Annotated in this window: 26 protein-coding genes, 1 tRNA gene and 1 pseudogene; 9 read left to right on the top strand and 19 right to left on the bottom strand. The window is 70.2% G+C overall.

What is annotated here, in order from left to right; genetic code table 11:
- Positions 1 to 18 precede the first annotated feature (18 nt).
- Together QSV35_RS15455 and QSV35_RS15450 are read left to right on the top strand one after the other, a co-directional pair.
- Positions 19 to 990 carry an ATP-dependent DNA ligase gene (locus tag QSV35_RS15455; protein WP_286289694.1) on the top strand — a complete coding sequence of 324 codons (972 nt, stop codon included), beginning with the start codon at positions 19 to 21 and terminating at the stop codon, positions 988 to 990.
- 47 nt (positions 991 to 1,037) lie between these two features.
- Positions 1,038 to 1,256: a hypothetical protein gene (locus QSV35_RS15450; protein WP_286289693.1), complete on the top strand. Its 219-nt coding sequence runs from the start codon at positions 1,038 to 1,040 to the stop codon at positions 1,254 to 1,256.
- 91 nt (positions 1,257 to 1,347) lie between these two features.
- On the opposite strand, the gene QSV35_RS15445 is transcribed toward QSV35_RS15450, so the two are convergent.
- Genes QSV35_RS15445 through QSV35_RS15435 form a run of 3 tightly spaced genes read right to left on the bottom strand, consistent with a single transcriptional unit; the run spans position 1,348 to position 3,186 of the window.
- Positions 1,348 to 1,767 (bottom strand): DUF6924 domain-containing protein, encoded by a 420-nt coding sequence (locus QSV35_RS15445; protein WP_286289692.1) that lies wholly within the window; start codon positions 1,765 to 1,767, stop codon positions 1,348 to 1,350.
- A gap of 38 nt (positions 1,768 to 1,805) precedes the next feature.
- Positions 1,806 to 2,636: a hypothetical protein gene (locus tag QSV35_RS15440; RefSeq protein WP_286289691.1), complete on the bottom strand. Its 831-nt coding sequence runs from the start codon at positions 2,634 to 2,636 to the stop codon at positions 1,806 to 1,808.
- Positions 2,626 to 3,186 (bottom strand): RNA polymerase sigma factor, encoded by a 561-nt coding sequence (locus QSV35_RS15435; protein WP_286289690.1) that lies wholly within the window; start codon positions 3,184 to 3,186, stop codon positions 2,626 to 2,628. The genes QSV35_RS15440 and QSV35_RS15435 overlap by 11 nt, the downstream gene beginning before the upstream one ends.
- Before the next feature lie 61 nt (positions 3,187 to 3,247).
- Between QSV35_RS15435 and QSV35_RS15430 the strand changes: the two are divergent.
- The 3 genes and pseudogenes from QSV35_RS15430 to QSV35_RS15420 form a co-directional block, all read left to right on the top strand.
- Positions 3,248 to 3,475, top strand: a pseudogene (locus QSV35_RS15430) (IS30 family transposase); the annotation flags it as partial.
- Positions 3,476 to 3,582: 107 nt separating this feature from the next.
- Entirely contained in the window at positions 3,583 to 4,017 is a 435-nt protein-coding gene (locus tag QSV35_RS15425; RefSeq protein WP_286289689.1) for a MarR family winged helix-turn-helix transcriptional regulator, read from the top strand.
- Positions 4,014 to 4,493 (top strand): hypothetical protein, encoded by a 480-nt coding sequence (locus QSV35_RS15420; RefSeq protein WP_286289688.1) that lies wholly within the window; start codon positions 4,014 to 4,016, stop codon positions 4,491 to 4,493. Before QSV35_RS15425 ends, QSV35_RS15420 begins: the two co-directional genes overlap by 4 nt.
- A gap of 666 nt (positions 4,494 to 5,159) precedes the next feature.
- Here QSV35_RS15420 and QSV35_RS15415 read toward each other — a convergent pair.
- The 11 genes from QSV35_RS15415 to QSV35_RS15365 all read right to left on the bottom strand — a co-directional run bounded on the left by QSV35_RS15415 (position 5,160) and on the right by QSV35_RS15365 (position 14,493).
- Positions 5,160 to 5,232: transfer RNA gene (locus QSV35_RS15415), tRNA-Leu, on the bottom strand.
- Positions 5,233 to 5,301: 69 nt separating this feature from the next.
- Positions 5,302 to 6,723 (bottom strand): NAD(P)/FAD-dependent oxidoreductase, encoded by a 1,422-nt coding sequence (locus QSV35_RS15410; RefSeq protein ID WP_286289687.1) that lies wholly within the window; start codon positions 6,721 to 6,723, stop codon positions 5,302 to 5,304.
- A 32-nt stretch (positions 6,724 to 6,755) separates the two neighbouring features.
- Positions 6,756 to 8,018 carry a S8 family serine peptidase gene (locus tag QSV35_RS15405; protein ID WP_286289686.1) on the bottom strand — a complete coding sequence of 421 codons (1,263 nt, stop codon included), beginning with the start codon at positions 8,016 to 8,018 and terminating at the stop codon, positions 6,756 to 6,758.
- Complete coding sequence (locus QSV35_RS15400) at positions 8,015 to 8,566, bottom strand: DUF501 domain-containing protein (RefSeq protein WP_286289685.1); 552 nt, start codon at positions 8,564 to 8,566, stop codon at positions 8,015 to 8,017. The genes QSV35_RS15405 and QSV35_RS15400 overlap by 4 nt, the downstream gene beginning before the upstream one ends.
- A 60-nt stretch (positions 8,567 to 8,626) precedes the next feature.
- Positions 8,627 to 9,055: an FtsB family cell division protein gene (locus QSV35_RS15395; RefSeq protein ID WP_286289684.1), complete on the bottom strand. Its 429-nt coding sequence runs from the start codon at positions 9,053 to 9,055 to the stop codon at positions 8,627 to 8,629.
- Positions 9,056 to 9,140: 85 nt separating this feature from the next.
- Positions 9,141 to 10,421, bottom strand: coding sequence for a phosphopyruvate hydratase (eno, locus tag QSV35_RS15390; protein WP_286289683.1), 1,281 nt, complete (start codon positions 10,419 to 10,421; stop codon positions 9,141 to 9,143).
- Between the two features lie 114 nt (positions 10,422 to 10,535).
- Positions 10,536 to 11,234 carry an O-methyltransferase gene (locus QSV35_RS15385; RefSeq protein ID WP_286289682.1) on the bottom strand — a complete coding sequence of 233 codons (699 nt, stop codon included), beginning with the start codon at positions 11,232 to 11,234 and terminating at the stop codon, positions 10,536 to 10,538.
- A gap of 31 nt (positions 11,235 to 11,265) precedes the next feature.
- Positions 11,266 to 12,270, bottom strand: a complete 1,005-nt coding sequence (locus QSV35_RS15380) for a CPBP family intramembrane glutamic endopeptidase (protein ID WP_286289681.1) — start codon at positions 12,268 to 12,270, stop codon at positions 11,266 to 11,268.
- Entirely contained in the window at positions 12,267 to 13,322 is a 1,056-nt protein-coding gene (locus tag QSV35_RS15375; protein ID WP_286289680.1) for a DUF1648 domain-containing protein, read from the bottom strand. Before QSV35_RS15375 ends, QSV35_RS15380 begins: the two co-directional genes overlap by 4 nt.
- Complete coding sequence (locus QSV35_RS15370) at positions 13,312 to 13,668, bottom strand: GntR family transcriptional regulator (RefSeq protein ID WP_286289679.1); 357 nt, start codon at positions 13,666 to 13,668, stop codon at positions 13,312 to 13,314. Before QSV35_RS15370 ends, QSV35_RS15375 begins: the two co-directional genes overlap by 11 nt.
- Positions 13,669 to 13,728: 60 nt before the next feature.
- Positions 13,729 to 14,493 (bottom strand): AraC family transcriptional regulator, encoded by a 765-nt coding sequence (locus QSV35_RS15365; RefSeq protein WP_286289678.1) that lies wholly within the window; start codon positions 14,491 to 14,493, stop codon positions 13,729 to 13,731.
- A 74-nt stretch (positions 14,494 to 14,567) separates the two neighbouring features.
- On the opposite strand from QSV35_RS15365, the gene QSV35_RS15360 reads away from it, so the two are divergent.
- Positions 14,568 to 15,071 (top strand): VOC family protein, encoded by a 504-nt coding sequence (locus QSV35_RS15360; RefSeq protein ID WP_286289677.1) that lies wholly within the window; start codon positions 14,568 to 14,570, stop codon positions 15,069 to 15,071.
- 12 nt (positions 15,072 to 15,083) lie between these two features.
- On the opposite strand, the gene QSV35_RS15355 is transcribed toward QSV35_RS15360, so the two are convergent.
- From QSV35_RS15355 to QSV35_RS15345, 3 genes are read right to left on the bottom strand one after another with little or no spacing between them, the layout of a single operon-like run.
- A complete protein-coding gene (locus QSV35_RS15355; protein WP_286289676.1) occupies positions 15,084 to 15,395 on the bottom strand; it encodes a hypothetical protein in 312 nt (103 codons plus the stop codon).
- Positions 15,396 to 15,434: 39 nt separating this feature from the next.
- The gene (locus QSV35_RS15350) at positions 15,435 to 15,872 is read right to left on the bottom strand and encodes a YdeI/OmpD-associated family protein (protein ID WP_286289675.1); all 438 of its coding nucleotides are present in this window, start codon (positions 15,870 to 15,872) and stop codon (positions 15,435 to 15,437) included.
- A gap of 52 nt (positions 15,873 to 15,924) precedes the next feature.
- Complete coding sequence (locus QSV35_RS15345; protein WP_286289895.1) at positions 15,925 to 17,187, bottom strand: histidine--tRNA ligase; 1,263 nt, start codon at positions 17,185 to 17,187, stop codon at positions 15,925 to 15,927.
- Positions 17,188 to 17,274: 87 nt separating this feature from the next.
- Here QSV35_RS15345 and QSV35_RS15340 point away from each other — a divergent pair, with 87 nt between their 5' ends.
- Positions 17,275 to 17,604, top strand: coding sequence for an ArsR/SmtB family transcription factor (locus QSV35_RS15340; protein WP_286289893.1), 330 nt, complete (start codon positions 17,275 to 17,277; stop codon positions 17,602 to 17,604).
- Positions 17,601 to 18,080, top strand: a complete 480-nt coding sequence (locus tag QSV35_RS15335; protein WP_286289674.1) for an SRPBCC domain-containing protein — start codon at positions 17,601 to 17,603, stop codon at positions 18,078 to 18,080. The genes QSV35_RS15340 and QSV35_RS15335 overlap by 4 nt, the downstream gene beginning before the upstream one ends.
- 105 nt (positions 18,081 to 18,185) lie before the next feature.
- Here QSV35_RS15335 and QSV35_RS15330 read toward each other — a convergent pair whose 3' ends face one another.
- Both QSV35_RS15330 and QSV35_RS15325 read right to left on the bottom strand, forming a co-directional pair.
- Complete coding sequence (locus QSV35_RS15330; RefSeq protein ID WP_286289673.1) at positions 18,186 to 18,845, bottom strand: nucleoside triphosphate pyrophosphohydrolase; 660 nt, start codon at positions 18,843 to 18,845, stop codon at positions 18,186 to 18,188.
- Positions 18,842 to 19,999, bottom strand: coding sequence for a Na+/H+ antiporter NhaA (locus QSV35_RS15325; protein ID WP_286289672.1), 1,158 nt, complete (start codon positions 19,997 to 19,999; stop codon positions 18,842 to 18,844). Before QSV35_RS15325 ends, QSV35_RS15330 begins: the two co-directional genes overlap by 4 nt.
- An 84-nt stretch (positions 20,000 to 20,083) precedes the next feature.
- On the opposite strand from QSV35_RS15325, the gene QSV35_RS15320 reads away from it, so the two are divergent.
- Positions 20,084 to 22,756, top strand: coding sequence for a phosphoenolpyruvate carboxylase (locus QSV35_RS15320; RefSeq protein ID WP_286289671.1), 2,673 nt, complete (start codon positions 20,084 to 20,086; stop codon positions 22,754 to 22,756).
- The last annotated feature ends 5 nt before the right edge of the window (positions 22,757 to 22,761 follow it).

Below are 22,761 nucleotides of genomic sequence, written 5' to 3'. Positions count from 1 at the left end.
AAGAGCGGAAGCCACCCGGTGATCCCGGCATCAGTTCGCTTCCCACCAGAGGTCGTGCTCGCCCACGCAGCAGCGCAGATCCCAGAGCCCGGCGTCCTCCCCGGCGGATGCAGGTACGAACCGAAGTGGGACGGGTTCCGGGTCACGATCGTCAGCGACGCGGTCGTGTCCCTGTGGTCCCGTCGTGGGTCTGACTTGACGGGGATCTTCCCCGAGATCGCAGCTGCCGGCCGGCAGCTGCCCACTGGTTCGCTGTTCGATGGTGAGCTCGTGATCTGGCAGGACGACCGGCTCTCCTTCGAAGCGCTTTTGCGGCGCCAGAGCACTGGTGCCCGCGGAGCTGGCCGGCTTTCCCGCGAGCTGCCCGCAAGCCTGGTGCTGTTCGATGTGCTCGCGCTCGACGGGACGGACGTGCGCCGGCTGGCCTACGACGAGCGCCGTGAGCTGTGCGAGCTTGCGCTTGAGCACGTCCGGCCTCCGATCGCTCTGTCGCCGATGACGCGAGACAAGTCAGTGGCCGACGGCTGGTTCGCAGACATGGCGCCCGCCGGGATCGAGGGGCTCGTCGTCAAGGGCGGCGCTCAGCGGTATCTGCCCGGGCGGCGCCTCTGGATCAAGGTGAAGCGACGCGAGACCGTCGACGTCGTCATCGGTGCGGTCATCGGCCCGATCGAGAGACCGGAGGCCGTGGTGGTCGGGCTCGTTGTCGACGGCGAGCTGAGAATCGCCGGCCAGTCGGCGGCCCTTCGGCCGGAGCAAGCCCGGAGCCTCGGCGAGCTGCTGCGTCCGCCGACCGGGGAGCACCCGTGGCCCGAGGTGCTCTCGCCCGGCCGGCTTGGACCGTTCTCGTCAGCCCAGGAGCCCGTACGGCTCACTCTTGTCGAGCCCGTAGTGGCGGAGGTCTCCGCTGACTCGGCACGCACAGCGACGTCGTTCCGGCACAGCGTGCGGTTCGTCCGGGTGAGGCCCGACGAGCCGTTGCCCAGCTGACTGGCACTCTGCGCGCGACTTCCGGGAAGTTGCACTAGCGTGCGGCTATGCTCGACGACTCATTCATGGCCGGCTTCCTCGGCATCGTGGGCGTCGTGGTGTACCTTCCGGCGGCCCTGGCTGCGACGCCGTGGTTCTACCCCGTGGTCGCGGGCGTGCTCGGCATGGTCGCAGCTCCGATCGTCACGATGGCGATCAACGAGCGCCGACGGCAACGACGGCTCCAGGACGGCCGGCAGGGCTCGGATGAAGATGTGACCGACTAGCGTCCTGGGTCGCCCGCTATTGCGACCGGGTCGGCGCGCGGCCGTCTCAGCTCGAGGTCGTCGCTCGGCGTCGTGTCGCGGTCGAGCTCAGTCACACCTCGGGGAAGCCGTGGAAGACACGTTGAGCGTCGGTCGCACCCTCGAACTCTTCCCAGTCCATGTTGGCGATGTTGAGGTTGTTCTCGATCTGACAGAGCGCAGAGGCGACGTACCGGAATCCGGTCCGACGTTCATCGAGATCGACCACGAGAACAAGAAGACCTTCCGTCGTAAGAGTGAGGTCATCGGCGATGAACAGCACGGAGGGCATCATCTCGTGACGCGGCGCGGCCGCTCGCAATTGATCCTCAGTGCCGCGGTACCAGCGTGCGTCGTCCACGAAATCGACATAGGCACGGAACCCGTCTTTCGTCTCTGTCCTGACGGCGCTGATCAGGCGTTCCCACGCATCGCTGTGGTCCGCGTCGGTTCGGACAAGAAATGACGTGTCTGAGATCGGCAGCTGAGCCATGAGACGAGTCAGCCGTGGCGCCGCGACACTGCGAGAGCTCATGGTGTGGGTCGGGTCGTGCCGGAATCGCCCTCCTGCGCAACTTGCCATGCCGCATCCAGGCCGCCGAATTCTTCCGTGTAGCAGCGGTCCTCGGCGCCTGACCAGACGGCGGCGCCGATATTGACATAGCTGATGATGGTGCCGCTCTCGTCGACGTTGGCAAGCGGGTAGCCGGCGTCGGCCATGCATTGCCGGTAGCGGGCGAATCCGTCGCGGTACTCGGCTTCGGTTACGACTCCGTCCGCCAGCGCCTCCCGCTGCGCGTCTGATGGCGCGGGCAGGGGTGCCGGCGCCGCCCACGACGCCCAGAGGACGTACCGGGCCGATCGTCCAGTTTGGATGCTCAGGCGGTGGTCCCCGGCCGTGGCAGACGCGATCGGGATGAGACTTCCGCCATTGGTCGCTCCGGTCGCCTCGCGGTCGCATGTTGTGGTCCCCGCGTTCCTCCCGTCGACCTCGAAGCCGAATGTGCCGGGATCCACACAGTGGAACGCGACGATGAGGTCGGTCGCACCCTGGGGTTGTTCGCCGAGGATGACGGTCGTCTCGCCCTGCCCTGTGATGATGAACGGCGTCCCGAACAGCTTCGTGTTGTCACGGACCAGGTCGCGGGTCATGTCATCGATGCTGACCGTGGTCGACACGGCGGGGGCGGTGAACGCGGTTGCCGAGACGGCGCCGCCGGTGAGCACGCCCGCCGCGACGCACGCGATCAGGGACAGGATGATCGTCCGGCGTCGAGGGGTGGGGCCGGTGGGCGCCGCTGCGGCAGTGGCCACGAGCATCTCTCGCAGCTGACGATCCCGCGTGGTGAGTTCACTGGACATTGGTCGCCTCTTCTGTGCGGAGTTCACGGGTATGCGGATCGAACCGCTGTCGCAGGCGCGCTTTCGCGCGCGTGAGCCGCGTGCGTACCGTGCCCGCGCGGACGCCGAGGACACGCGCGGCGTCCTCCGCTGACAACTCCTCGAGCACGCACAAAGTGATGACTTCCTGGTCGGTCACGGACATCGTGTTCAGGACCGCCATCACAGGGTGCGGCTCATCGACCCGGTCCGCGACTGGATTGTCGGGCGGGGGAAGCCGTTGCAACGCTTGGCGGTACCGCCTGCTCGCACGGGCAAGGTTGCTCGACGTGTAGGTCGCGGTCCGCAGCAGCCACGGCAGGATCGACCCGTCGACGAACCGAATCACGTCACGCTTACGCCAGGCCTCGAGGAACACCACGGCGAGCACGTCGTCAGCATCGGCGGGCACCGCCACAAGCCCGGTGACGTGGCGGCGGACGCGATCCCGATGCCGATCGAAGACGACACCGAACGCTTCACCATCCCCGCGGACCGCTCTCGCCCACAACGCCTCGTCATCACCCGTCACGCTATGTAGTGTCCACTCGACCACCAAACGTTACATACCGACGAACCGACCTACTGCAACACCGACAGGACCGCGCCGCACGCTCACCTGGGATCAGGGCCCCGAGATGCGGGACTGGGAACACGTGCGGATCGATACCGGGATCGAGGTGTTCTTCTGCGACCTGCACTCACCCTGGCAGCGGGGCATCAATGAGAACACCAACGGGCTGCTGCGCCAGTACTTCCCGAAAGGCACGCCGCTGGGCGGATACACCGAGGCCGAGCTCGACGCCGTCGCCGACGAACTGTGCGCCTCGGAATGAGAGCATCATCGTGCGTCCGACACTGCTGCGGCGGACCGGCGACGCGGTCGGTTGTGGACCACCGACACTACGATATGGTACTATCCGATATCGTGTCATCCGAAATCGTACTATCTGGCCGGTCTGCGTTGCTCGCGTTGCAGCGTGCGACCCACGCCACGTTGCACCTGATCACCACGGAGCTGGTCGACCTCGATCTCACGGCCTCCGAAATCAACGCCCTGGCGAACCTGGCCGATGGTCGGGGCCGCACGGTCTCGGAGCTGGCCGCAGCGGTCGGCGCGCGGCCCACCACTCTGACCAGTGTGCTGGATCGGCTTGAGCGGCGGGACCACATCACCCGCACCACCCGCGCCAACGATCGCCGGTCGGTTCTCATTGAGCTGACCGGCTCGGGGCGGGCAGCGGCCGCGGTCGTTGCTCAGACGCTGGCAGATGTCGAGAGCCGGGCTCTTGCTGGTTTGCCCGCCGGAGCCATCGCAGGCTTCCATTCCGTTCTGGACGCGCTCATCAAGGAGGGGTCATGACCGCAGGGGCCACCGACACCGACACCGACACGGCGCAGTTCGGGCAGTTGATGGGCAAGGTCATGGCGACCGCCGAGCGCTTCGGGCACCGCCAGCATCTCCAGCTCACTTGGCTCGCCGTGCGGCGCTACGGCACCAGCACCGCCGTCGACATCGTCAGCGACGGCATTCAGCGCACTGCCCGTTACGCCGGCGCCCCTCAGAAGTACAACGCCACCGTCAGCCGCGCCTGGGTCGAACTGGTCGGCTACCACGTGCACCAGTGCGACGATCCCGACTTCGACACCTTCATCAACCTGTACCCGGAGCTGCTCGACAAGAAGCTGCTCACCCGCTTCTACCGCTCGGCCACCCTGGCCGGCTCCCAAGCCCGTGCAGGCTGGGTTGAACCCGACGTGGCTCCGCTCCCCCGACACGCCGGCTCCGTGCCCCACCCCGCCGCGGCGGCTGCACCACTGAAGGTCCCGCTCAGTTGAGGATCAACAAGTGACACTGCCCTTCTCGCGTCGACGCCAACGGCCCTGACAGCCGTGAACATCGCCCCGAGATGCGTTGCGGCGTTGCCTCTCGTGGGGTCCGCTACGGTGCAGACGTAGAACCTGATGACTGGGACCCGCCATTCAAAACGGTCCAGCGCGGAATGTCATTGCTCATGAAGTGGTCCTCGTGCCGCCGTACCAGGCCACTGTCGAGTGCAGAATCGGCGTAGACCCGGCCAGACGGTACTGCTTGAGGTCTCCCCCACGACCCTGTAATACGCGCTCGCGCCTCCCGACGGTCGCGTCGAGGAGCGCTACGACGGCTACGCCCATAACGGGATCGTCGAGACGCTTTCTCCCTACAGCGTGGTCAACGAAGCAATGGCGTCGCGCCTGGCGTTCCCGCTTGCGCTTCCCATCTGGGGACGGGCCACGGAGGACTACCGGTTCACCGGCCGGTGCGACGTGAGCGACAACGAAATCAGGATGGGCCTGATCCCCTCGAGGAACAACCAACTGCGGGGGACGCTCACTCTGAGTGTCCCCCACAGACGTATTTCTGGCCATTTTCCGGCCACAAGCAAGCCCGAGTGGGGCGACCTCATCCATGCCCATCAACCTCCAACTTCCGCGTCATGACGCGGGAGTTGGGGTCCTGGACGGTGCCCCCACTGGGATTCGAACCCAGACTGAAGCGATTTTAAGTCGCCTGCCTCTGCCGTTGGGCTATGGGGGCGCGGCGGTCAGCAGAAACGCAGATGCCGCAGGCTCATCCTTTCAGACGAGCCTGCGGCATCCTTCGAACTCAGTTGGCGGCGACCTTCGCAGGCGCCTTCTTGGCGGGCGCGCTGCCGCCGGCCGCAGCCGCAGGGGCGGCAGCGGGTGCCGGAGCCTCGACGGGCTTCGGCGGACGCGGACGCGCGGCGAACTCTTCGAAGACGTAGCGCGGGTTCTGCACCGTCTCGAGGTTGACCATGTCGCGGCCGAGCCAGAAGTTGTTCCACCAGCCCCACAGGACGCGCCACTTGCGCTCCCACGACGGCATGGCGAGGCCGTGGTAGCCGCGGTGCGCGAGCCAGGCGATCCAGCCCTTGAGAGCGAAGTTGCCGGACTGGAAGACGCCGACCCAGAGGCCGAGGCCGGCGACCGCGCCGATGTTCTTGTGGTAGTACTCCTTCGGCAGCTCGCCGCGGAGGACCGCGACGAGGTTCTTCGCGAGGAGCTTCGCCTGGCGCACCGCGTGCTGCGCGTTGGGCACGCAGTAGCCGCCCACGCCGCCGCCGGTGAGGTCTGGCACCGCGGAGACGTCGCCGGCGGCCCAGGCGCCCTCGACGACCTCGTCCTCGGAGCCGACACGGAGGTCGGCGCGGGTGCGGATGCGGCCGCGCTCCTCGACGGGGAGGTCGCCGCCGCGCACGACGGTGGGGTTCGCCATGACGCCGGCGGTCCAGACGATGAGGTCGGTCGGGATGACCTCACCCGTCGACAGCGCGACGTTGCCGTCGATGGCGCCCTGGACCTGCGTGTCGAGGTGCACCGAGGCGCCGCGCTTCGCGAGGTTCTTGAGCACCCACTCGCTCGTCTTCAGCGAGACCTCGGGCATGATGCGGCCCATCGCCTCGATGAGGTGGAAGTGCGTGTCGTCGAACGTGAGCGTCGGGTACTTCGACACGAGCGACGAGGCGAGCGAGCGGAGCTCGGCGAACACCTCGATGCCGGCGAAGCCGCCGCCGACGACGACGACGGTGAGCAGGCGGTCGCGGTCGGGGCCCGGGGGCAGGGATGCGGCCTTGTCGAAGTTCGACATCAGGCGGTCGCGGATGGCGACGGCCTCCTCGATCGTCTTCAGGCCGATCGCGTTGTCGGCGATGCCCGGGATCGGGAACGTGCGCGAGACGGCGCCCGCCGTGACGACGATCTGGTCGTACTCGTGCTGCCACGAGTCGCCCATCGGCGGCGTGATCGTGGCGACCTTGTTGGCGTGGTCGATGCCGGTCACCTTCGCGGTCACGACGGTGGTGCGCTTCAGGTGGCGACGGAGGGCGACCACGGAGTGGCGGGCCTCGATCGAGCCTGCGGCGACCTCGGGAAGGAACGGCTGATAGGTCATGTAGGGCAGCGGGTCGACGATCGTCACCTCTGCCTCGCCCTTGCGGAGGTGCTTCTCGAGCTTCCACGCGGTGTAGAAGCCCGCGTAGCCACCACCGACGATGAGGATCCTGGGCACGCTGGTAGTCACAGGGGGAGAACTCCTAGGGTTCAACGGCTCGGCGAACGAGGGGTGCGCGCCGATCGGATGCGTCGGACAGCAGCGGTGACGCCGAGCGCCACTAGTATACCGGCACCCGTGAGTGCCGCGAGCGGCAGGGTGCCGTACACCAGGCTGTTCTCGGACGGGAGCAGCGCCGACGGGTGGTTCACCGCCTCAACGGGCGGCAGCGCCGGCACGGCGTACGGCGTGGCATCCGGCTCCGGCTGTGTCGTCGCGGCCGCGCGCCGGTACAGGTGCACCCAGTCCGAGAGACTGCCCATCGGATTGGACGAGACGCTCGGGACGGATGCGGACACCGCGGCCGCGGCATCCACCAGTCCGTAGCCGTAGATCGCGTCCGGAACCTTCTCCCCCGTCGCCGGATGCGCGGTCTTGATGATGCGCTCGATGACGTTGTTCGCGTCGAGGTCGGGGTGCGCGGCGCGCACGAGGGCGACGATGCCCGCGACGATCGGTGCCGCGCCGCTCGTCCCGCTCCACTGCACGACCCGCCCGTCGGCCGAGACCCCGAGCAGCTGCTCGCTCGGCGCGGACACGCCGATCGTGATGCCCTGCGTGGATGCCTCGACGCTCGCCTTGCCCTGCGGATCGACCCCCGCGACCGTGAGGACGCCCGGGATCGTGGCGGGCGCGCCGACGCGCGTCGTTCCGCTGCCGCGGTTGCCGGCGGCGACCACCACGACGACGTCATGGTCGAAGGCGTACTGGAATGCGGAGTCCCAGCTCGGATCCCAGTCCAGCGTGTTCGTCGTGAACGAGAGATTGATGACGTCCGCGCCATGGTCGACCGCCCAGCGCATCGCGTCCGCGATCTGCTGGGCGAACGGCACGCGCGAGGACGTGCCGAACCCGACGGAGATCGACAGGATGCTCGCTTCCGGCGCGACGCCGATCATCCCGGTGCCGGGCCCCGTTCCGCGCCCGGCGGCGAGGGAGGCGACCCAGCTGCCGTGGTTGGCGTCCACGGCGCCGACGGGCGTGCGGCCGTCCGGCGTGCCGACGCCGGAGACGTCGGTCCCGCCGACGACGGCGGGGTCGAGTTCGGGTGCGTGTCCCACACCCGTGTCGATGACGGCGATCTTCACGCCCGCACCCCGCGTGTTGTCCCACGCCGTGCGGATGCCGTACGAGTCGAGCCAGTACTCCGAGGTGCGGACGGTGTCGTTCGGGTCGTCCGGCGGGACGGCGGCGCCCGTCAGCGCGAGCACCCCGAGGGCCCCCGCGAGAAGCGCCACCAGCGCCCGCTTCATCCGGCGGACTCGTCCTGTCCGGAGGCGCGCTGTCCGGCGGCACCAGGCACGGCGCATACGCAGCGGTCGGGCGACCATGTCGATCGCAGGAGCGCGCGATCGCCGATCGGATTCACGCCCGGGCCTGCGGCGAGGGCGTGGCCGGCGAGCGCGTGCAGGCACTTGACGCGCGTCGGCATCCCGCCCGCCGAGATCCCCTCGATCTCGGCCACTTCGCCGAACTGCTCGCGGTCGGCGAGATACGCCTCGTGCGCCCGCCGGTAGGCGGCCTGGAGCTCTTCGTCGGCGTCGAGCTCCTCAGACAGCTCACGCATGACGTGGTCGGCCTCGAGTACGGACATCGCGGCGGTGGCCGCGGGATGCGTCAGGTAGTAGAACGTCGGGAACGGCGTGCCGTCGGGCAACCGTGGAGACGTGGCGACGACCGTCGGGTTGCCGCAGACGCAGCGCGCCGCGACCCCCACGACACCGCGCACGGGGCGGCCGAGCTGCTCGCTCAGCACGGCCAGGTCGGCGTCGTCGACAGGGGCGAAGGGGGGCGTGGTCACCCCGTCAGGGTACCGGCCGCGGCTGGGATCGAGCCCGATACGGGCCCTGCGGCGGGTGTGTCAGCGCGTCGGGGTCGCCGTCTGCGCGGCACCGGCCGCGGCGACCGATCGCACGAGCTGCGACATCCAGTCCGTGTGCGTCTGCTCGACCTTCGCGCTGACCTTCGCCTGCTCGCGCGGCTGCGCGGCCGCCGGCAGGTCGTTGTCGACGAGGTAGACGACCTCGCCGGGCTTCACGTAGTAGAGGCGCGCCCGGGCCTGCGTCGTGATGTAGGCCGGATCCTTCCAGCGCTCGCGCTCGCGCTCGAGGGCTGCGACCTGCTCCTTCGTGACCGCGACGGACGATCGCAGCGACGCGAGCTCCTGCTGCTGCTGGGCATACGTGCCGATCGTGGGCACCAGGACGAAGACGCCGAGGACGACGAGACCGAGCATGATCGCGGCGAAGCCCGAGACGCGGATGCCGCCCAGCCAGCGTGCGACGTCCACGCGCGCCGAATGCTGTCGCGAGACGCCGGAAGGGGGAGGCATCGGTCGTGCCACGTCTCCCCCTTCCGTCACGTCTCAGTGCGCGTCAGCCCTGGAAGCGCCGGAACGCCCGGCGGCCGATGTACTCCGCCGCGTCGCCCAGCTCCTCCTCGATGCGCAGAAGCTGATTGTATTTCGCGACGCGCTCGGAACGGGCGGGCGCGCCGCTCTTGATCTGACCCGAGTTCACGGCGACGACGAGATCAGCGATCGTGGTGTCTTCGGTCTCGCCCGAACGGTGCGAGAGCATCGTGGTGTAGCCCGAGCGGTGCGCGAGCTCGATCGCGTCCAGCGTCTCGGACAGCGTGCCGATCTGGTTGACCTTGACGAGCAGCGAGTTGGCGACGCCGAGCTCGATGCCCTTCGCCAGGCGCTCCGGGTTGGTCACGAACAGGTCGTCGCCGACCAGCTGGATCTTCGAGCCGAGCCGGTCGGTCAAGGTCTTCCAGTCGTCCCATGCGTCCTCGGCGAGGGCGTCCTCGATCGTGACGATCGGGTACGCCTCGACGAGGGTCTCGTAGTAGCCGATGAGCTCCTCACCCGTCCAGTCCTTGCCGTCGAGTCGGTAGACGCCGTCGTTGTAGAACTCGGTCGCGGCCGCATCCAGTCCGAGCGCGATCTCGCGGCCCGGGTGGAAGCCGGCCTTCTCGATGGCCTTGATGAGGAAGTCGAGGCCCTCGCGGTTGCTGGGGAGGTCGGGCGCGAAGCCGCCCTCGTCGCCGAGGCCCGTGGCGAAGCCGGCGGCCTTCAGCTCGCCCTTGAGGACGTGGTAGACCTCGGTCCCCCAGCGCAGCGCCTCGGCGAAGCTCTCCGCGCCGATGGGGGCGAGGAAGAACTCCTGCATGTCGATGCCGTTGTCGGCGTGCGAGCCGCCGTTGATCACGTTGAACAGCGGCACGGGGAGGATGTGCGCGTTCGGACCGCCGAGGTAGCGGAACAGCGGCAGGTCGGCGCTGTCGGCGGCGGCCTTCGCGACCGCGAGGCTGACGCCGAGGATCGCGTTGGCCCCGGTGCGCGACTTGTTGTCGGTGCCGTCGACCTCGATGAGGATCTCGTCGATGATGCGCTGCTCGCCGGCGTCGACGCCCTCGATCGCGGGGCCGAGCTCGTCGATGACCGCGTCGACGGCCTTCAGGACGCCCTTGCCGCCGTAGCGGCTCTTGTCGCCGTCGCGCAGTTCGTACGCCTCGAACGCGCCGGTGGATGCCCCGGACGGGACGGCGGCGCGCTGGACGACGCCGTCATCGAGCAGCACCTCCACCTCGACGGTCGGGTTGCCGCGCGAGTCCAGGATCTCGCGCGCGTTGACGGCCTCGATAAGTGCCACGGAGGACTCCTTGAGTTGAGTGAGGGTTGCTCGGAGCGTCGTCGGTCCGAGCACGAGTCTAGTGACGGGGTGCCGCGGCACCCCATCCCATGACGACCGTGGCCGTCCGCGCGCTCAGGGCTCGCCGACGTCGTCGAACCCCTCGACCACCTCGGTGAGCACGGCGATCGCGACGCCGTCCCATCCCTTGCGGTCCAGGGTCTGCAGCGCGGTCGCGTCGAAGCGGGGGTCGGCGCCGAGCATCGCGAGCCCGCGGCGCACGCCCTCGATCTGTGCCGTGGTCACGGCGGGGTCCGCGACGTCACCGCCGCGCGCGGTGTTGTCGACGACCACGACCGTGCCGGGGTGTCCCAGGCGCGCCGCCCAGTCGAGGTAGAGCGCGTTGGACTCCTTGTCGGCGTCGATGAACACCAGGTCGAACGGCCCGGTGAGGGTGGGCAGCACGTCTTCGCCGCGCCCGATGCGGATCTCCACCTTGTGCCCCACTCCGGCGCGGTCGATGCTCGCGCGGGCGATCGCCGCATTGGCGGGCTCGGCCTCGATCGTCGTGACGAGGCCGTCATCCGGGACGCCGCGGGCCAGCCAGATCGTCGAGTAGCCGCCGAGCGTGCCGATCTCGAGCACGCGTCGCGCCCCGCTGATGCGGGCGAGGAGATGGATCAGCTTGCCCGCGACGGGGGCGACCTCGATCGCGGGCAGGCCCGCCGCATCCTGATCCGCCACCGCGTGCTCGAGGGTCTCGTCGTGCCCGACGAGCGTGTCGGTGAAGTACGCGTCGACGCGGCGCCAGTTCTCGGGGGTCAGCTCGGCCATCCCCCCAGCGTCGCGGCGCCTGCGTCCGGCGTCAAGCCTTCACGCGGACGCGCCGGGGTGCGAGCTCTGGCTGGATGCGGAACTGACCCGTCGCGGCCAGGACGATGACGACGACAGCGAGGACGCCCCAGGTGACGAACCCGAGCGGCCCGACGATCATCTGATCGATCGGGGCACCGGCGGCGCGGAACAGCAGGAGCAGCCCCGCGGACGCGTTCAGCATCCCGTGCGCGAGCACCGACGGCCACAGCGATGCGCTGCGCAGCCGCATCCACCCGAACAGCACGCCCCACGCGATGCACGCGCCGATCATGAGCAGGACGCCTCCGACATCCCGGCGGCCGAAGTCGTAACCGAGCAGGATGATCGGCGTATGCCAGAAACCCCAGATCGCGCCGGAGATCACGAGCGCGGGCCACGTGCCGAGCGGGCGCAGAGCGGGCACGAGCCAGCCGCGCCAGCCGAGCTCCTCGCCGAACGTCGCGAGCCCGTTGAAGATCGCGCCGAACGGCAGCGCGACGAGCTCGAGCACGACGAGCAGCCCCACGGGCGGGAGCGCCTTCCCGGCAGGGACAGCGGCGGCCGCGGCCTTGAGGTTCTCGGCCATTCCGGAGAAGCCGAGGAGATCGAGGCGGACGAGACCGACGGAGCCGGCGATCGCGACGGCGACCCCGTAGATCACGAACGGCGCGAGAAGCCCGACGACCATCATCCACACGACCTGCTTCGCAGGCCGCAGCGGCCACATCCCGAGCGAGCGCAGGCGATCCGACGCCGGCGCCTTGAACGTGAACATGACGATGAGCACGGCGATCGTGGGCGTGTACATCATCGCGATCAGCAGCACCAGCGCACCCGGGGTCGCGAGACCGCGGCCCGAGAGCCAGAGCGGCGACACGACGAGCCAGGCGAGGCCGCACGCGATCGCGAAGAACGCCGCCACAGCACCCCATCGCACCCGCGCGTTCGCGGCAGGCGCCGGGACCGGCCCGGCGTGCGCAGACGGCTCCGTGTTCGGGGCCGGTACGGCGGTCACGACCGAACCTCCTTCTCCGGGCTCTCCGTACTCGTGGCGCGGTCGGCGAAGGCCGTCAGCAAGGCGGCTCCCGTCGCCGCATCCGGAGCCGTCACGACGAACAGGCGTCCGCTCGTCCGCGCGACCTCGATCGCGGGCCCCGTGCGCAGCACGACCCCGAAGCGTCCTGGGAGGTAGCGGATCCCCCAGCCGCCGAAGTCGGCCATCGGCGTGACCGTGGTGGCGCGGGCGGCGGTGATGTCGGCGAGGGGCACGTGGAACCGCGGGATGCCGACCACCGACGTCACCGTGAGGCCGGTGTCGTCCACCCGGAGGTTGAAGCTCAGGGTCGACGCCGCAGCGGCGATCAGGATGACGGTGACGATCCCGAGGATCCAGGCAGCGCGAGCCTCGCCGGTGAAGGCGATCCAGATCGTGAGTGCGGCGGTGAGCAGCACCGCGGCCGTGATCGCGATGACGGCGGGACGCGACGACGTGGTCGTCTGCATCCACACCGCCCGTTCTCCCGGCGCGAGCGCCACGGGCGCCGACGGGAGGGACGCGGCGCCGGCCTCCTCCTGCTTCGGCTGGAGGAACCAGCCCGCGAAGCCGGCGAGGACGGAGGCCGCGAACGAGACGATGAGCGGAACGGTCGCGGAGGGCCCGTCCTTCGCCGACGCGAGCCCCGCCTGCATGGCGTAGGTCCAGGTCATGAGGACCGCAGCGAGCACGGCGAGCGCCAGCGCCATCGCGCCGAGGAGTCGATAGGCGGCACCGCGGTGCCCGCGCCTGAGCCCGGGCAGCACGGTGATGGCGATGAGCCCGGGCAGCAGGAGCCCGAGGACGACCGTGAGCACCGGGGACACCCATGCGGAGCCGAAGCCGTTCGGCGCACCGCCGGGCCCCCAGTGCGTCGCGACGGGATCGGGCATGCTCGGCATCAGCAGGAGCTGCACCACCACGGACACGACGGTGAGCAGGAGCGGCAGCACGAGGGCCACGATCACGAAGCGCGATACGGCTCGATCACGGGGCGGAGTGCGATCAGAGCGTGCAGTGCCTTCAGCGGTCACGAGAGGCCTCCTTCACGAGAGACGACAGGGATTCAGGCGAAAGACCGAGGGCGCGCGCCCGAGCGGCGAGGTCGCGGATGTCGACGTGGAGCGCGGCGAGGGATGCGGCCGCCTCGGTCACGACGGCGCCACGGCCACGCCGCATGTCGACGAGCCCCTCGTCGCGCAGCTCCTGGTAGGCGCGCAGCACGGTGTGCACGTTCATGCCGAGCGCCTGCGCGACATCGCGGGCGGCGGGCAGGCGATCGCCTGCCGCGAGCCGACCGGCCGCGGCATCCGCGCGTACGGAGGCGGCGACCTGCGCGAACAGGGGCGCGCCGCTCTCCGGGTCGATCCGCACAAGCATGAACTTATTCTATATGCACTAGAACTATCCATGTCTATAGTGCGGAACCACGGGTGGGGGTCAGGGGTTCTCGCGGTACTCCGACGCCGTGAGACCGAGCACCGTGCGGAAGTCGTTCGCGAGGTGCGCCTGATCGGCGTATCCGAGCTCCGCCGCGACATCGGCGAGCCGCACCCCCGGCGCCTCGCGGACGCGCTGGGCCGCCTCCTGCAGACGGCGGCGACGGATGATCGCCGCGGGCGGCAGGCCGACCGTCCGGTGCGCGAGACGCTGGAGCGTCCGCGGCGAGACGGCGAGCCGCGCCGCGGCGTCCTCGATGCGGAGGATGGAGCTGTCGTTCATCAGCATCCGCACCATGTCGTTCGCGAGGCGTCCCTCTCCGGTGAGCGCGCCCGCGCGGTCCACCAGCCATGCGCCGAACGCCGCGATCGCTGCGGAGTGGTCCTCCGGCATGACGGCGGAGACGGATGCGACGACCTCCGGCGCGTCGAGAAGCACATGGGTGTCGACGAGGTCGCGCGGTGCGGCGGTGAGCGCGGCGAAGCCGGCGGGGGTCAGGAGCGCGCCGACCGCCCAGCCGCTCCCCTCCAGCACGCGCTCGGCGACGTGCGTGGTTGCGCCCCACAGGCCGACGTCATCCCCCTCGATGACGAGGTTGGCCGCCGGATAGCCGAGCGTTCGCTGCGCCGACGAGACGCCGTCCGGCAGATCCCACTGCGGGATCCAGAACCACTCGACGAGGTCGGCGACGTCGCCCTCCGCGGCGATGCGCGTGAAGCGCGGAAGATCTCCCGGATACAGCACACCGCGGTTGGGATCCGTCACGATGCCAGCGTAGGGCGGGGAGGATGACGCGAATCTCCAAGCCCCGGGTGTCCCTCACCCGGGAGGCTGAACGCATGACGACGACAGAGAACATCCACGGAGTGACCGGCATCCACACGACGAACGGCCGACCGAACACGGCCACGAGCCTCACGCCCTTCCTTGCGGTCCGCCGTGCGAAGGAGGCGCTCGACTTCTATCGCGACGTCTACGGCGCTCGGATCGTCGATGCCACGGAGTTCGACGGCCTGGTGGTGCACGCGAGCGTCGACTTCGGGCTCGGCATGCTGCAGCTCGGCGAGCCGATGCCGGCCTACGGGCTCGTGGCCGCGCCCGAAGGCGACGAGGACTGCTACTCGATCGCGCTCTACGTGCCGGACGTCGACGCGGTGGTCGAGCGCGCCGTGGCGGCGGGCGCGACCGTGCGCGAAGCACCGTCGACGTTCGTCTCGGGCGACCGGTACGCGAGCATCCGCGACCCGTTCGGGGTGCGGTGGTCGATCATGACGCGCGTCGAGGACCTCTCCGAGGAGGAGAGCACCGCGCGCGTCGCGGAGTGGGCCGCAGCGCAGAGCTGATGCCCGCTGGGCTCAGGCCTTCAGCTCCTTGAGGTTGAGCCTGAGCCCGCGCACGACGAACGAGAGCAGGAACACCGGGAGGAAGCTCTTCCCCGTCGCGCGGAACCGGACGACGCCGCCGTCGGCGACGGAGAACGTCTTCGTGGGGCTGGAGTCCTTGCCGCTTGTGACCTTCAGCGTGTGGCTGCCCGCCTCGACGGGGATGTCGACGGTCTCGTTCATCTCCACGGAACCGGCGGGCTTCCCGTCGACGAGGATGTCGTACCTGCCGCGGCGCACCTCCGCACCGATCGTCGTGTGCGCGAGCGTCAGCGTTGCGGGCATGTCGTCTCCGTCCGTCTCGTGATCCCGGGTCCGCGGCCGTCAGCCGCGGACCTCCTCGACCGCGGCCGCGATGCGGCGCTCCCGTGTGTCCGCGCGCTTGGCCTCGGCGACGCCGCGTGCGAGCTCCTTACGCCGCGTGAACGACAGGGCGTCGAACGCCGCGCGCACTCCCGCGGCGGCCAATGCATCCGCGAGGTCGGAAGGGACCACCACGTCGCGCTCTGCACCGTCGAGGGCGACGACGGCGTCGACAGTATCGCCGATCTCGACGCCGAACTCGGCGCGCGCGGCCTTCGACAGACCGATGAGGTTCTTTCCGCCCATCACGCCGAGCCGGAGGCGAACGGTCGTCGCGCCGATCGTCACGACGACGGCGGCGCGCTTCCCGCCGCCGAGCTCTTCGACCTGGGCGTCGGTCAGCTCGATCGCGGTCGCGGGCCCGTTCGGTTCGAGGACGGTGTGGATCTGCAGGGTCATGCGTTCATCCTGCCGAAGGCGCCCGACTCAGTCGAGCGCCGACGCACCCGACTCAGTCGAGCGCCTTGAACTCCAGCTCGGCGTCCCCGGGCGCGACCGTCGCGAACTCGGTGTAGCCGTCGGCGGCCGATCGCTCGAGGAGCGCCTTGAGGTTCTTCGTCCGCTGTTCGAGTCTCACGCGGGCACCTGCCCCGACGAGCGCCGCCTTGTGCGCGATGAGCTCGGGGACCGGGACGTCGCGGTCGTGGACGAGCACGACCGAGCGGGCGTCCGCATCCTCGAGCCCCTCGACGAGGTCGACGATCCGCTCGAAGCCGATGGAGAAGCCCACCGCGGGCACCTCTTGGCCGAGGAAGCGACCGATCATGCCGTCGTACCGCCCGCCGCCGCCGAGCGAGTAGTCGACCGACGGGTGTGCCAGCTCGAAGATCGTGCCGGTGTAGTACCCCATGCCGCGCACGAGGAACGGGTCGAACACGAGCGGGACGTCACCGATCGGGCTCGAAGCGCCGCGAGCCGCGAGCACCGCCTCGCCGATGCCGACGAGGTGGGCCACCACGTCGTCGGGCGCCCCGTCCGGCAGTACCTTGCGGATCTGCCGCTCGCCGTACGGGTTGTACTCCATCGTCATCGGGCGGCGCAGGAACGCCTCGAACGCGTCGACCGCGGACGCCGTGGCCCCGCGTTCGCGCAGCTCGGCAGCGACGCCCTCCGGCCCGATCTTGTCGAGCTTGTCGATCGTGATGAGGACGCCGGGACGCTCGGACGGATCGAAGCCGAAGCTGTCGAGCATGAAGTCGAGTGCGCGGCGGTCGTTGATGCGGATCGTGCCGCCCTCGAGCCCGAGCGCGTCCACCGTGTCGAGGGTCGCGATCACGAGCTCCGCCTCGGCGCGGGCCGAGGCATCCCCGATCACGTCGATGTCGCACTGCACGAACTGGCGGTAGCGGCCCTTCTGCGGTCGCTCCGCGCGCCACACGGGGGCCATCTGGATCGACCGGAACACCGTCGGCAGCTGCCCGCGGTTGCTCGCATAGAAGCGCGCGAGCGGCACGGTCAGGTCGTAGCGCAGGCCCAGGTCGGTGAGGTCCGCGGGCGCCTCGGCCGCGGCGCGGATGGCGTCCGCATCCAGCCCGCGCTTGAGCACGTTGTAGGCGAGCTTCTCGTTGTCGCCGCCGATGCCCGCGTGCAGGCGCGCATACTCCTCCACGACGGGCGTCTCGATCTCATCGAACCCGTGCGCGCGGTAGCGCTCGCGGATGACGGCGAGGACGCGCTCGCGACGGGCCTTGTCTGCGGGGAGGAAGTCGCGCATGCCGCGCGGCGGATTGACCGATGCCACGCTCCTATTGTTCCAGGTCTTGACATTCAAGTGATTGCTTGAATAATAGTTCGCGTGACCATGGCGCAGACGTTCGCGGCGATCGGGGATCCGGTCCGCCTCACGATCGTCGACCGGCTCACGCACTCCGACGCGACCGTGGGCGAGCTCGTCAGCATGTTCGAGATCTCGTTCCAGGCCGTCTCGCAGCACATCGACGTCCTCGAGCGCGCAGGCCTCGTCACCCGTCGGCGCGAGGGCCGCACCCGCCGCGTCAGCCTCCAGGCGGCGCGCCTCGACGAGGCCGCCGGATGGATGGATGCGAGGCGCCGCCGCCTCGAGGAGCGCTACGCACGCCTCGACGACGTCCTCGCCGGACTCACCGCACCAGAACAGGGAGACAGAGCATGACCGAGACCACATCGCTCACCGCGCACACCCGCACGGGAGAGCAGAGCATCTTCCACCGCCGCGAGTTCGCCGCACCCGCGGCGCTCGTGCAGCGCGCGCACACCGAGGCGGACCTCTTCTCGCAGTGGATGGGCCCGCAGGGCACGAGCGTCCGCCTCGACCGGTTCGATGCGCAGACGGGCGGCTCGTTCCGCTACGTCGTCGAGGCGCCCGACGGCGGCGCGTGGGCGTTCCGGGGCGCATACCACGAGGTCTCCCCCGGCCTGATCGTCCACACGTGGGAGTACGAGGGCGAGCCCGGACCGACGCTGGAGACCCTCCGCTTCGTCGACCTCCCGGGCGGCCGAAGCGCCATCGAGGTCACGTCGACCTACACGTCGAAGGAGGCGTGCGACGCGATGCTCGCGTCGGGGATGGATGCCGGCATGGACGAGGACTTCGAGCGCATCGACGCGCTCCTCGCCACGCTCGTCTGAGTCCACGGACGATTCACCCGAAACAGGAGTTTCGGCGAGAACAGGATGATCCTTCGCCGATCGTCCTGTCCTCGCCAGAACAGGAGCTTTCGGCGGGGGCCGGAGTCAGAGCGTCGACTCGGTTGCGCGGATCTCGTCCTCGAGGCCGCGCAGCCGCTCGCGCAGCGCCCGCTCCGCATCCCACCCGTTCGCGCGGGCGGTGGTGACGAGAGCGAGGAGGGCGTCGCCGAGCTCGGCTTCGGTCTGCGACGGACCCACCCGCGTTTCGTCTCGCTCCGCTCGCTCCACGACCTGCGGGGAGGCGCCCACGGAGGCCGCCTTGCCGAGGAGCTTCTGCGCGAGGGCGAGGGACGGCATCCGTTCGCTCACCCCGTCGAGGACGCTCGTGCGCGTGCTCTTCTCCGCCGCCTTCGCCGCATTCCACAGCACGAGGACCTCCTCGGGCGTGCGCGCGACGGCATCGCCGAAGACGTGGGGATGCCGGCGCACCATCTTGTCGGTGAGCCCGCGGGCGACGTCGTCGATGTCGAACGGGTCCTCCGGGTCGCGCGAGGCGATCTCGGCGTGGAACAGCACCTGCCACAGGAGGTCGCCGAGCTCCTCGCGGAGGTCGGCGCGGGACCCGTCCTCGACGGCGTCGATGAGTTCCGCGCTCTCCTCGACGAGATACGGGATCAGGTCGCGGTGGGTGATCTGCTGCGTCCACACGCAGCGGTCGCGCACCGCGTGCATCGTGTCGGCGGCGGCGCGCAGTGCGTCGGTCATGAGGTCTCCCTTCCGGCGAGACGATACGTCCGCGCGCGCCAGAAGACGAGCGCGGCGGACAGGACGAGCGCGACGAGGGAGCCGGCGAGGACGCCGAGGGTCGCGGCATCCCGCAGCCCGGCGTCGCTCGCGAACGCGAGGTTCGCGAGGAGCAGCGACACCGTGAATCCGATACCGCCGAGCGCGCCCGCGGCGACGAGGTCGCCGAAGGGCATCCGTTCGCCCCCGAGCACGCGCTGTGCGATCCACGCGGCCCCGGCGATGCCGACGAGCTTGCCGACCGGAAGCGCGACGAGCACCGCCCAGAACACGGGAGGAAGACCTCCCGATCCCGACGGGAACGGCACCAGCGCAGCCGTGAAGGCGAAGAGGGGCAGCACGACCCCGTTGATCCACGGCTCGACCGCGTGGCGGGTGATGAGCGCGCGATCCTGCGACATGGCCAGGCCCAGGAGCACCCCGGCGATCGTCGGGTGCACGCCGGAGAGGAGCATGAACGCCCAGGTCGCCAGCGCGAGGACCCCGAGCCCGATGCCCAGGAGCACCCCGTGCCGCGTGTCCACGCGCGAGAGGATCGCGAACAGCACGACCGCCACGAACGCGAGCGCCAGCATCCCGAACTGCAGATCCGTCGCGTACAGCACCGCGATGAGGACGATGCCGACGATGTCGTCGAGGATCGCGAGGGCGAGGAGGAACACGCGGACGGAGGACGGCAGCCCGCGCCCGAACACGGCGAGGACCCCGAGGGCGAAGGCGACGTCCGTCGCGGTGGGGATCGGCCACCCCGACGCCGCCGCCCCGCCTCCGGACAGGGCGAGATACAGCACGACGGGGACGACGACGCCGCCGGCAGCGGCGATCGCGGGTTGGACGGCACGACGGATGCTGCGCAGCTCGCCGCGCGTCAGCTCGAACTGCAGCTCGACCGAGACGCCGAAGAAGAAGATCGCGAGCAGGCCGTCCTGGACCCAATGGGTCAGCGACAGGTCGAACGGCAGGAAGCCGAGGTGCTGATGCGCGAAGGCGATGACGGAGGTGCCGACGGGGGTGTTGGCGACGACGAGCCCGGCGATGGCGGCGGCCAGCAGAAGGATCGCGGGGAACCGCTCGGAGCGCAGCAGGGACCTCTTCGCGCCTGCATCCCCGTTCACCCCGACAGCCTATCGACGCGCCTGTTACGTCCGGACGAACGGGCGGATTCGGACGGTCTGTCCCACGCATATACCGTGGGTTCCATGCGCGAACCCACCCCTACGGAAGCCATCGACCTCGTCGGACGATACGAGGCCGGCGAGCGCATCCCGGAGCAGATGCGCGCGGACGTCCGCGTGCTCGGCGCCCTCCTCGGACGGGTGCTGCGGGAGGCCGGTTCCCCCGGACTGTTCGAGGATGTCGAGCGCCTGCGCGTCGCGACGATCCAGGCGTACACGGACGAGACGCCGGAGGCGTTCGCGCGCGCCGCGAGCATCGCGGACTCGTTCTCGATCTCTCGCGCAGACGAGGTCGCCCGCGCGTTCACGGTCTACTTCCACCTCGCGAACCTCGCCGAGGAGCAGCAGCGCGTCCGCGTCCTCCGCGAGCGCAACGGCCGGGCAGACCGCGACGACCCGGGCGACTCGATCGCCGCCGCCTACACGCACCTCGTCGGCGAGCTCGGGGAGGAGACCGCGCGCGACCGGCTCCAGGCGCTGCGCTTCCACCCCGTCTTCACGGCGCACCCGACGGAGGCCCGTCGCCGCGCGGTGTCCAGCAGCATCCGGCGTCTCTCGAGCCTGCTCGCCGAGTACGACGCCCTCGCCGAAGGCGGCGCGGACAAGCGCCGCGCCGAGCGGCGCCTGCTCGAGGAGATCGACACGCTGTGGCGCACGGCGCCCCTGCGCCCGGAGAAGCCGGCGCCGACGGACGAGGTCCGTGCGGTGATGACGGTCTTCGACGACACGCTGTTCACCGCCGTCCCGCATGTCTACCGTCGCATCGACGACCTGCTGCAGGGCGCAGGAGCGGGCGCTGCCCCTCCGATCGTGAAGCCGTTCGTGCGCGTCGGCTCGTGGGTCGGAGGCGACCGCGACGGGAACCCGTTCGTGACCGCATCCGTCACGCGCAAGGCGGCGGGAATCGCGGCCGAGCACGTACTGCTGGGCCTGGAGGCAGCCGCGAACCGCATCGGGCGCGTGCTCACCCTCGACGAGGCCGTCACTCACCCGAGCGCCGAGCTCCAGGCCCTGTGGCGTCGACTGCGGGACGCGGACGAGGATGCGGCGGCAGACGTCGCCAAGCGCTCGCCGGGCGAGCCGCACCGGCGGATCGTGCTGCTCCTCGCACGCAAGATCGCCGCCACCCGCACGCGCGATGCCGACCTCGCGTACCGCGATCCCGAGGAGCTCCTGACCGACCTCCGTGTCGTGCAGGAGTCGCTCGCAGGCGCCGGCGCGCTCCGCCAGGCGTACGGACACCTGCAGCAGCTCATCTGGCAGGTCGAGACCTACGGGTTCCACCTCGCCGAGCTCGAGGTGCGTCAGCACTCCGCCGTGCACGCGAAGGTGCTCGCCGAGCTCGAGTCCGGCGCCGCGGCCACGGCGCAGACCGAGGAGGTGCTCGAGGTCTTCCGCACGATCGCGGGGCTGCAGCAGCGCTTCGGCCCGCGCGCCGCGGGCCGCTACATCGTGTCCTTCACGCAGTCGGCCGACGACCTCGCGAACGTGCACCGCCTCGCCCGTCACGCGGTCGGCGCCGACGGCACGCCTCCGGTGCTCGATGTCATCCCGCTGTTCGAGACGTTCGCCGACCTGCAGGCGGCGCCCGGCATCCTGGCCGAGATCGTGCAGCACCCCGAGTTCGCCGCGCGGCTCGAGGCCACGGGCCGGCGCCTCGAGGTCATGCTCGGCTACTCCGACTCGTCGAAGGACGTCGGACCGGTCGCTGCCAACCTCGCCCTGTACGAGGCGCAGGAGGCGATCGCCGCGTGGGCGAGCTCCGAGCGGATCGAACTCACCCTCTTCCACGGGCGCGGCGGTGCACTCGGCCGCGGCGGCGGCCCGGCCAACAGTGCGATCCTCGCCCAGCCGCCGCACTCGGTCGACGGACGCTTCAAGCTCACCGAGCAGGGAGAGGTCATCTTCGCCCGCTACGGCGACCCGGCGATCGCGATGCGGCACATCGACCAGGTGGGCGCCGCCATCCTCCTCGCCTCCTCCCCCGAGATCGAGGAGCGCAACAGCACCGCGGCGGAGCAGTACGCGGACGTCGCGGCGACGATGGATGCCGCATCCCGCGAGCGCTTCTTCGCCCTCGTGAAGGCGCCCGGCTTCGCTCCGTGGTTCGCGACCGTGACCCCGATGGAGGAACTGGGCCTCCTCGCCCTCGGGTCGCGCCCCGCGCGCCGCGGGCTGTCGGTCGAGTCGCTCGAGGACCTCCGCGCGATCCCGTGGGTGTTCGCGTGGACGCAGGCGCGGATCAACCTCGCGGGCTGGTTCGGCCTCGGCACCGCCCTCGAGGCCGTCGGGGACGAGGAGCGCCTGCGCACCGCCTACGCGCGGTGGCCGCTGTTCCGCACCCTGATCGACAACGTCGCCATGAGTCTCGCGAAGGCCGATCCGCGGATCGCCCGCCACTATCTCGACCTCGGCGACCGCGACGACCTCGCGGCCCTCGTCATGGACGAGATGGAGCTCACGAGCTCGTGGGTGTCGCGGGTGACGGGCGGCGATCTGCTCGAGAACAAGCCGATCCTGCAGCGCGCCGTGAAGCTGCGCAGCCCCTACGTCGACGCCCTGTCCCTGCTGCAGCTGCGCGCCCTGCGCGCGCTCCGCGAGGCTCCGCAGGATGCGCCGGCGCCGGACCCCGACCTGCAGCGTCTGCTGCTGCTGTCGGTGTCGGGGGTCGCGGCCGGCCTGCAGAACACCGGATGATGACG

It is taken from the genome of Microbacterium candidum (assembly GCF_030315975.1).
Classification (GTDB): Bacteria; Actinomycetota; Actinomycetes; order Actinomycetales; family Microbacteriaceae; genus Microbacterium; species Microbacterium candidum.
This window is presented reverse-complemented; position numbering and strand designations above follow the sequence as displayed.

Coding starts and splice junctions, on each gene's coding strand:
- QSV35_RS15450 (WP_286289693.1), top strand. CDS start 1,038: ATGCTCGACGACTCATTCATGGCCGGCTTCCTCGGCATCGTGGGCGTC.
- QSV35_RS15445 (WP_286289692.1), bottom strand. CDS start 1,767: ATGGCTCAGCTGCCGATCTCAGACACGTCATTTCTTGTCCGAACCGAC.
- QSV35_RS15440 (WP_286289691.1), bottom strand. CDS start 2,636: ATGTCCAGTGAACTCACCACGCGGGATCGTCAGCTGCGAGAGATGCTC.
- QSV35_RS15420 (WP_286289688.1), top strand. CDS start 4,014: ATGACCGCAGGGGCCACCGACACCGACACCGACACGGCGCAGTTCGGG.
- QSV35_RS15405 (WP_286289686.1), bottom strand. CDS start 8,018: ATGAAGCGGGCGCTGGTGGCGCTTCTCGCGGGGGCCCTCGGGGTGCTC.
- QSV35_RS15385 (WP_286289682.1), bottom strand. CDS start 11,234: ATGGCCGAGCTGACCCCCGAGAACTGGCGCCGCGTCGACGCGTACTTC.
- QSV35_RS15370 (WP_286289679.1), bottom strand. CDS start 13,668: ATGCTTGTGCGGATCGACCCGGAGAGCGGCGCGCCCCTGTTCGCGCAG.
- QSV35_RS15360 (WP_286289677.1), top strand. CDS start 14,568: ATGACGACGACAGAGAACATCCACGGAGTGACCGGCATCCACACGACG.
- QSV35_RS15355 (WP_286289676.1), bottom strand. CDS start 15,395: ATGCCCGCAACGCTGACGCTCGCGCACACGACGATCGGTGCGGAGGTG.
- QSV35_RS15350 (WP_286289675.1), bottom strand. CDS start 15,872: ATGACCCTGCAGATCCACACCGTCCTCGAACCGAACGGGCCCGCGACC.
- QSV35_RS15345 (WP_286289895.1), bottom strand. CDS start 17,187: ATGCGCGACTTCCTCCCCGCAGACAAGGCCCGTCGCGAGCGCGTCCTC.
- QSV35_RS15340 (WP_286289893.1), top strand. CDS start 17,275: ATGGCGCAGACGTTCGCGGCGATCGGGGATCCGGTCCGCCTCACGATC.
- QSV35_RS15335 (WP_286289674.1), top strand. CDS start 17,601: ATGACCGAGACCACATCGCTCACCGCGCACACCCGCACGGGAGAGCAG.
- QSV35_RS15330 (WP_286289673.1), bottom strand. CDS start 18,845: ATGACCGACGCACTGCGCGCCGCCGCCGACACGATGCACGCGGTGCGC.
- QSV35_RS15320 (WP_286289671.1), top strand. CDS start 20,084: ATGCGCGAACCCACCCCTACGGAAGCCATCGACCTCGTCGGACGATAC.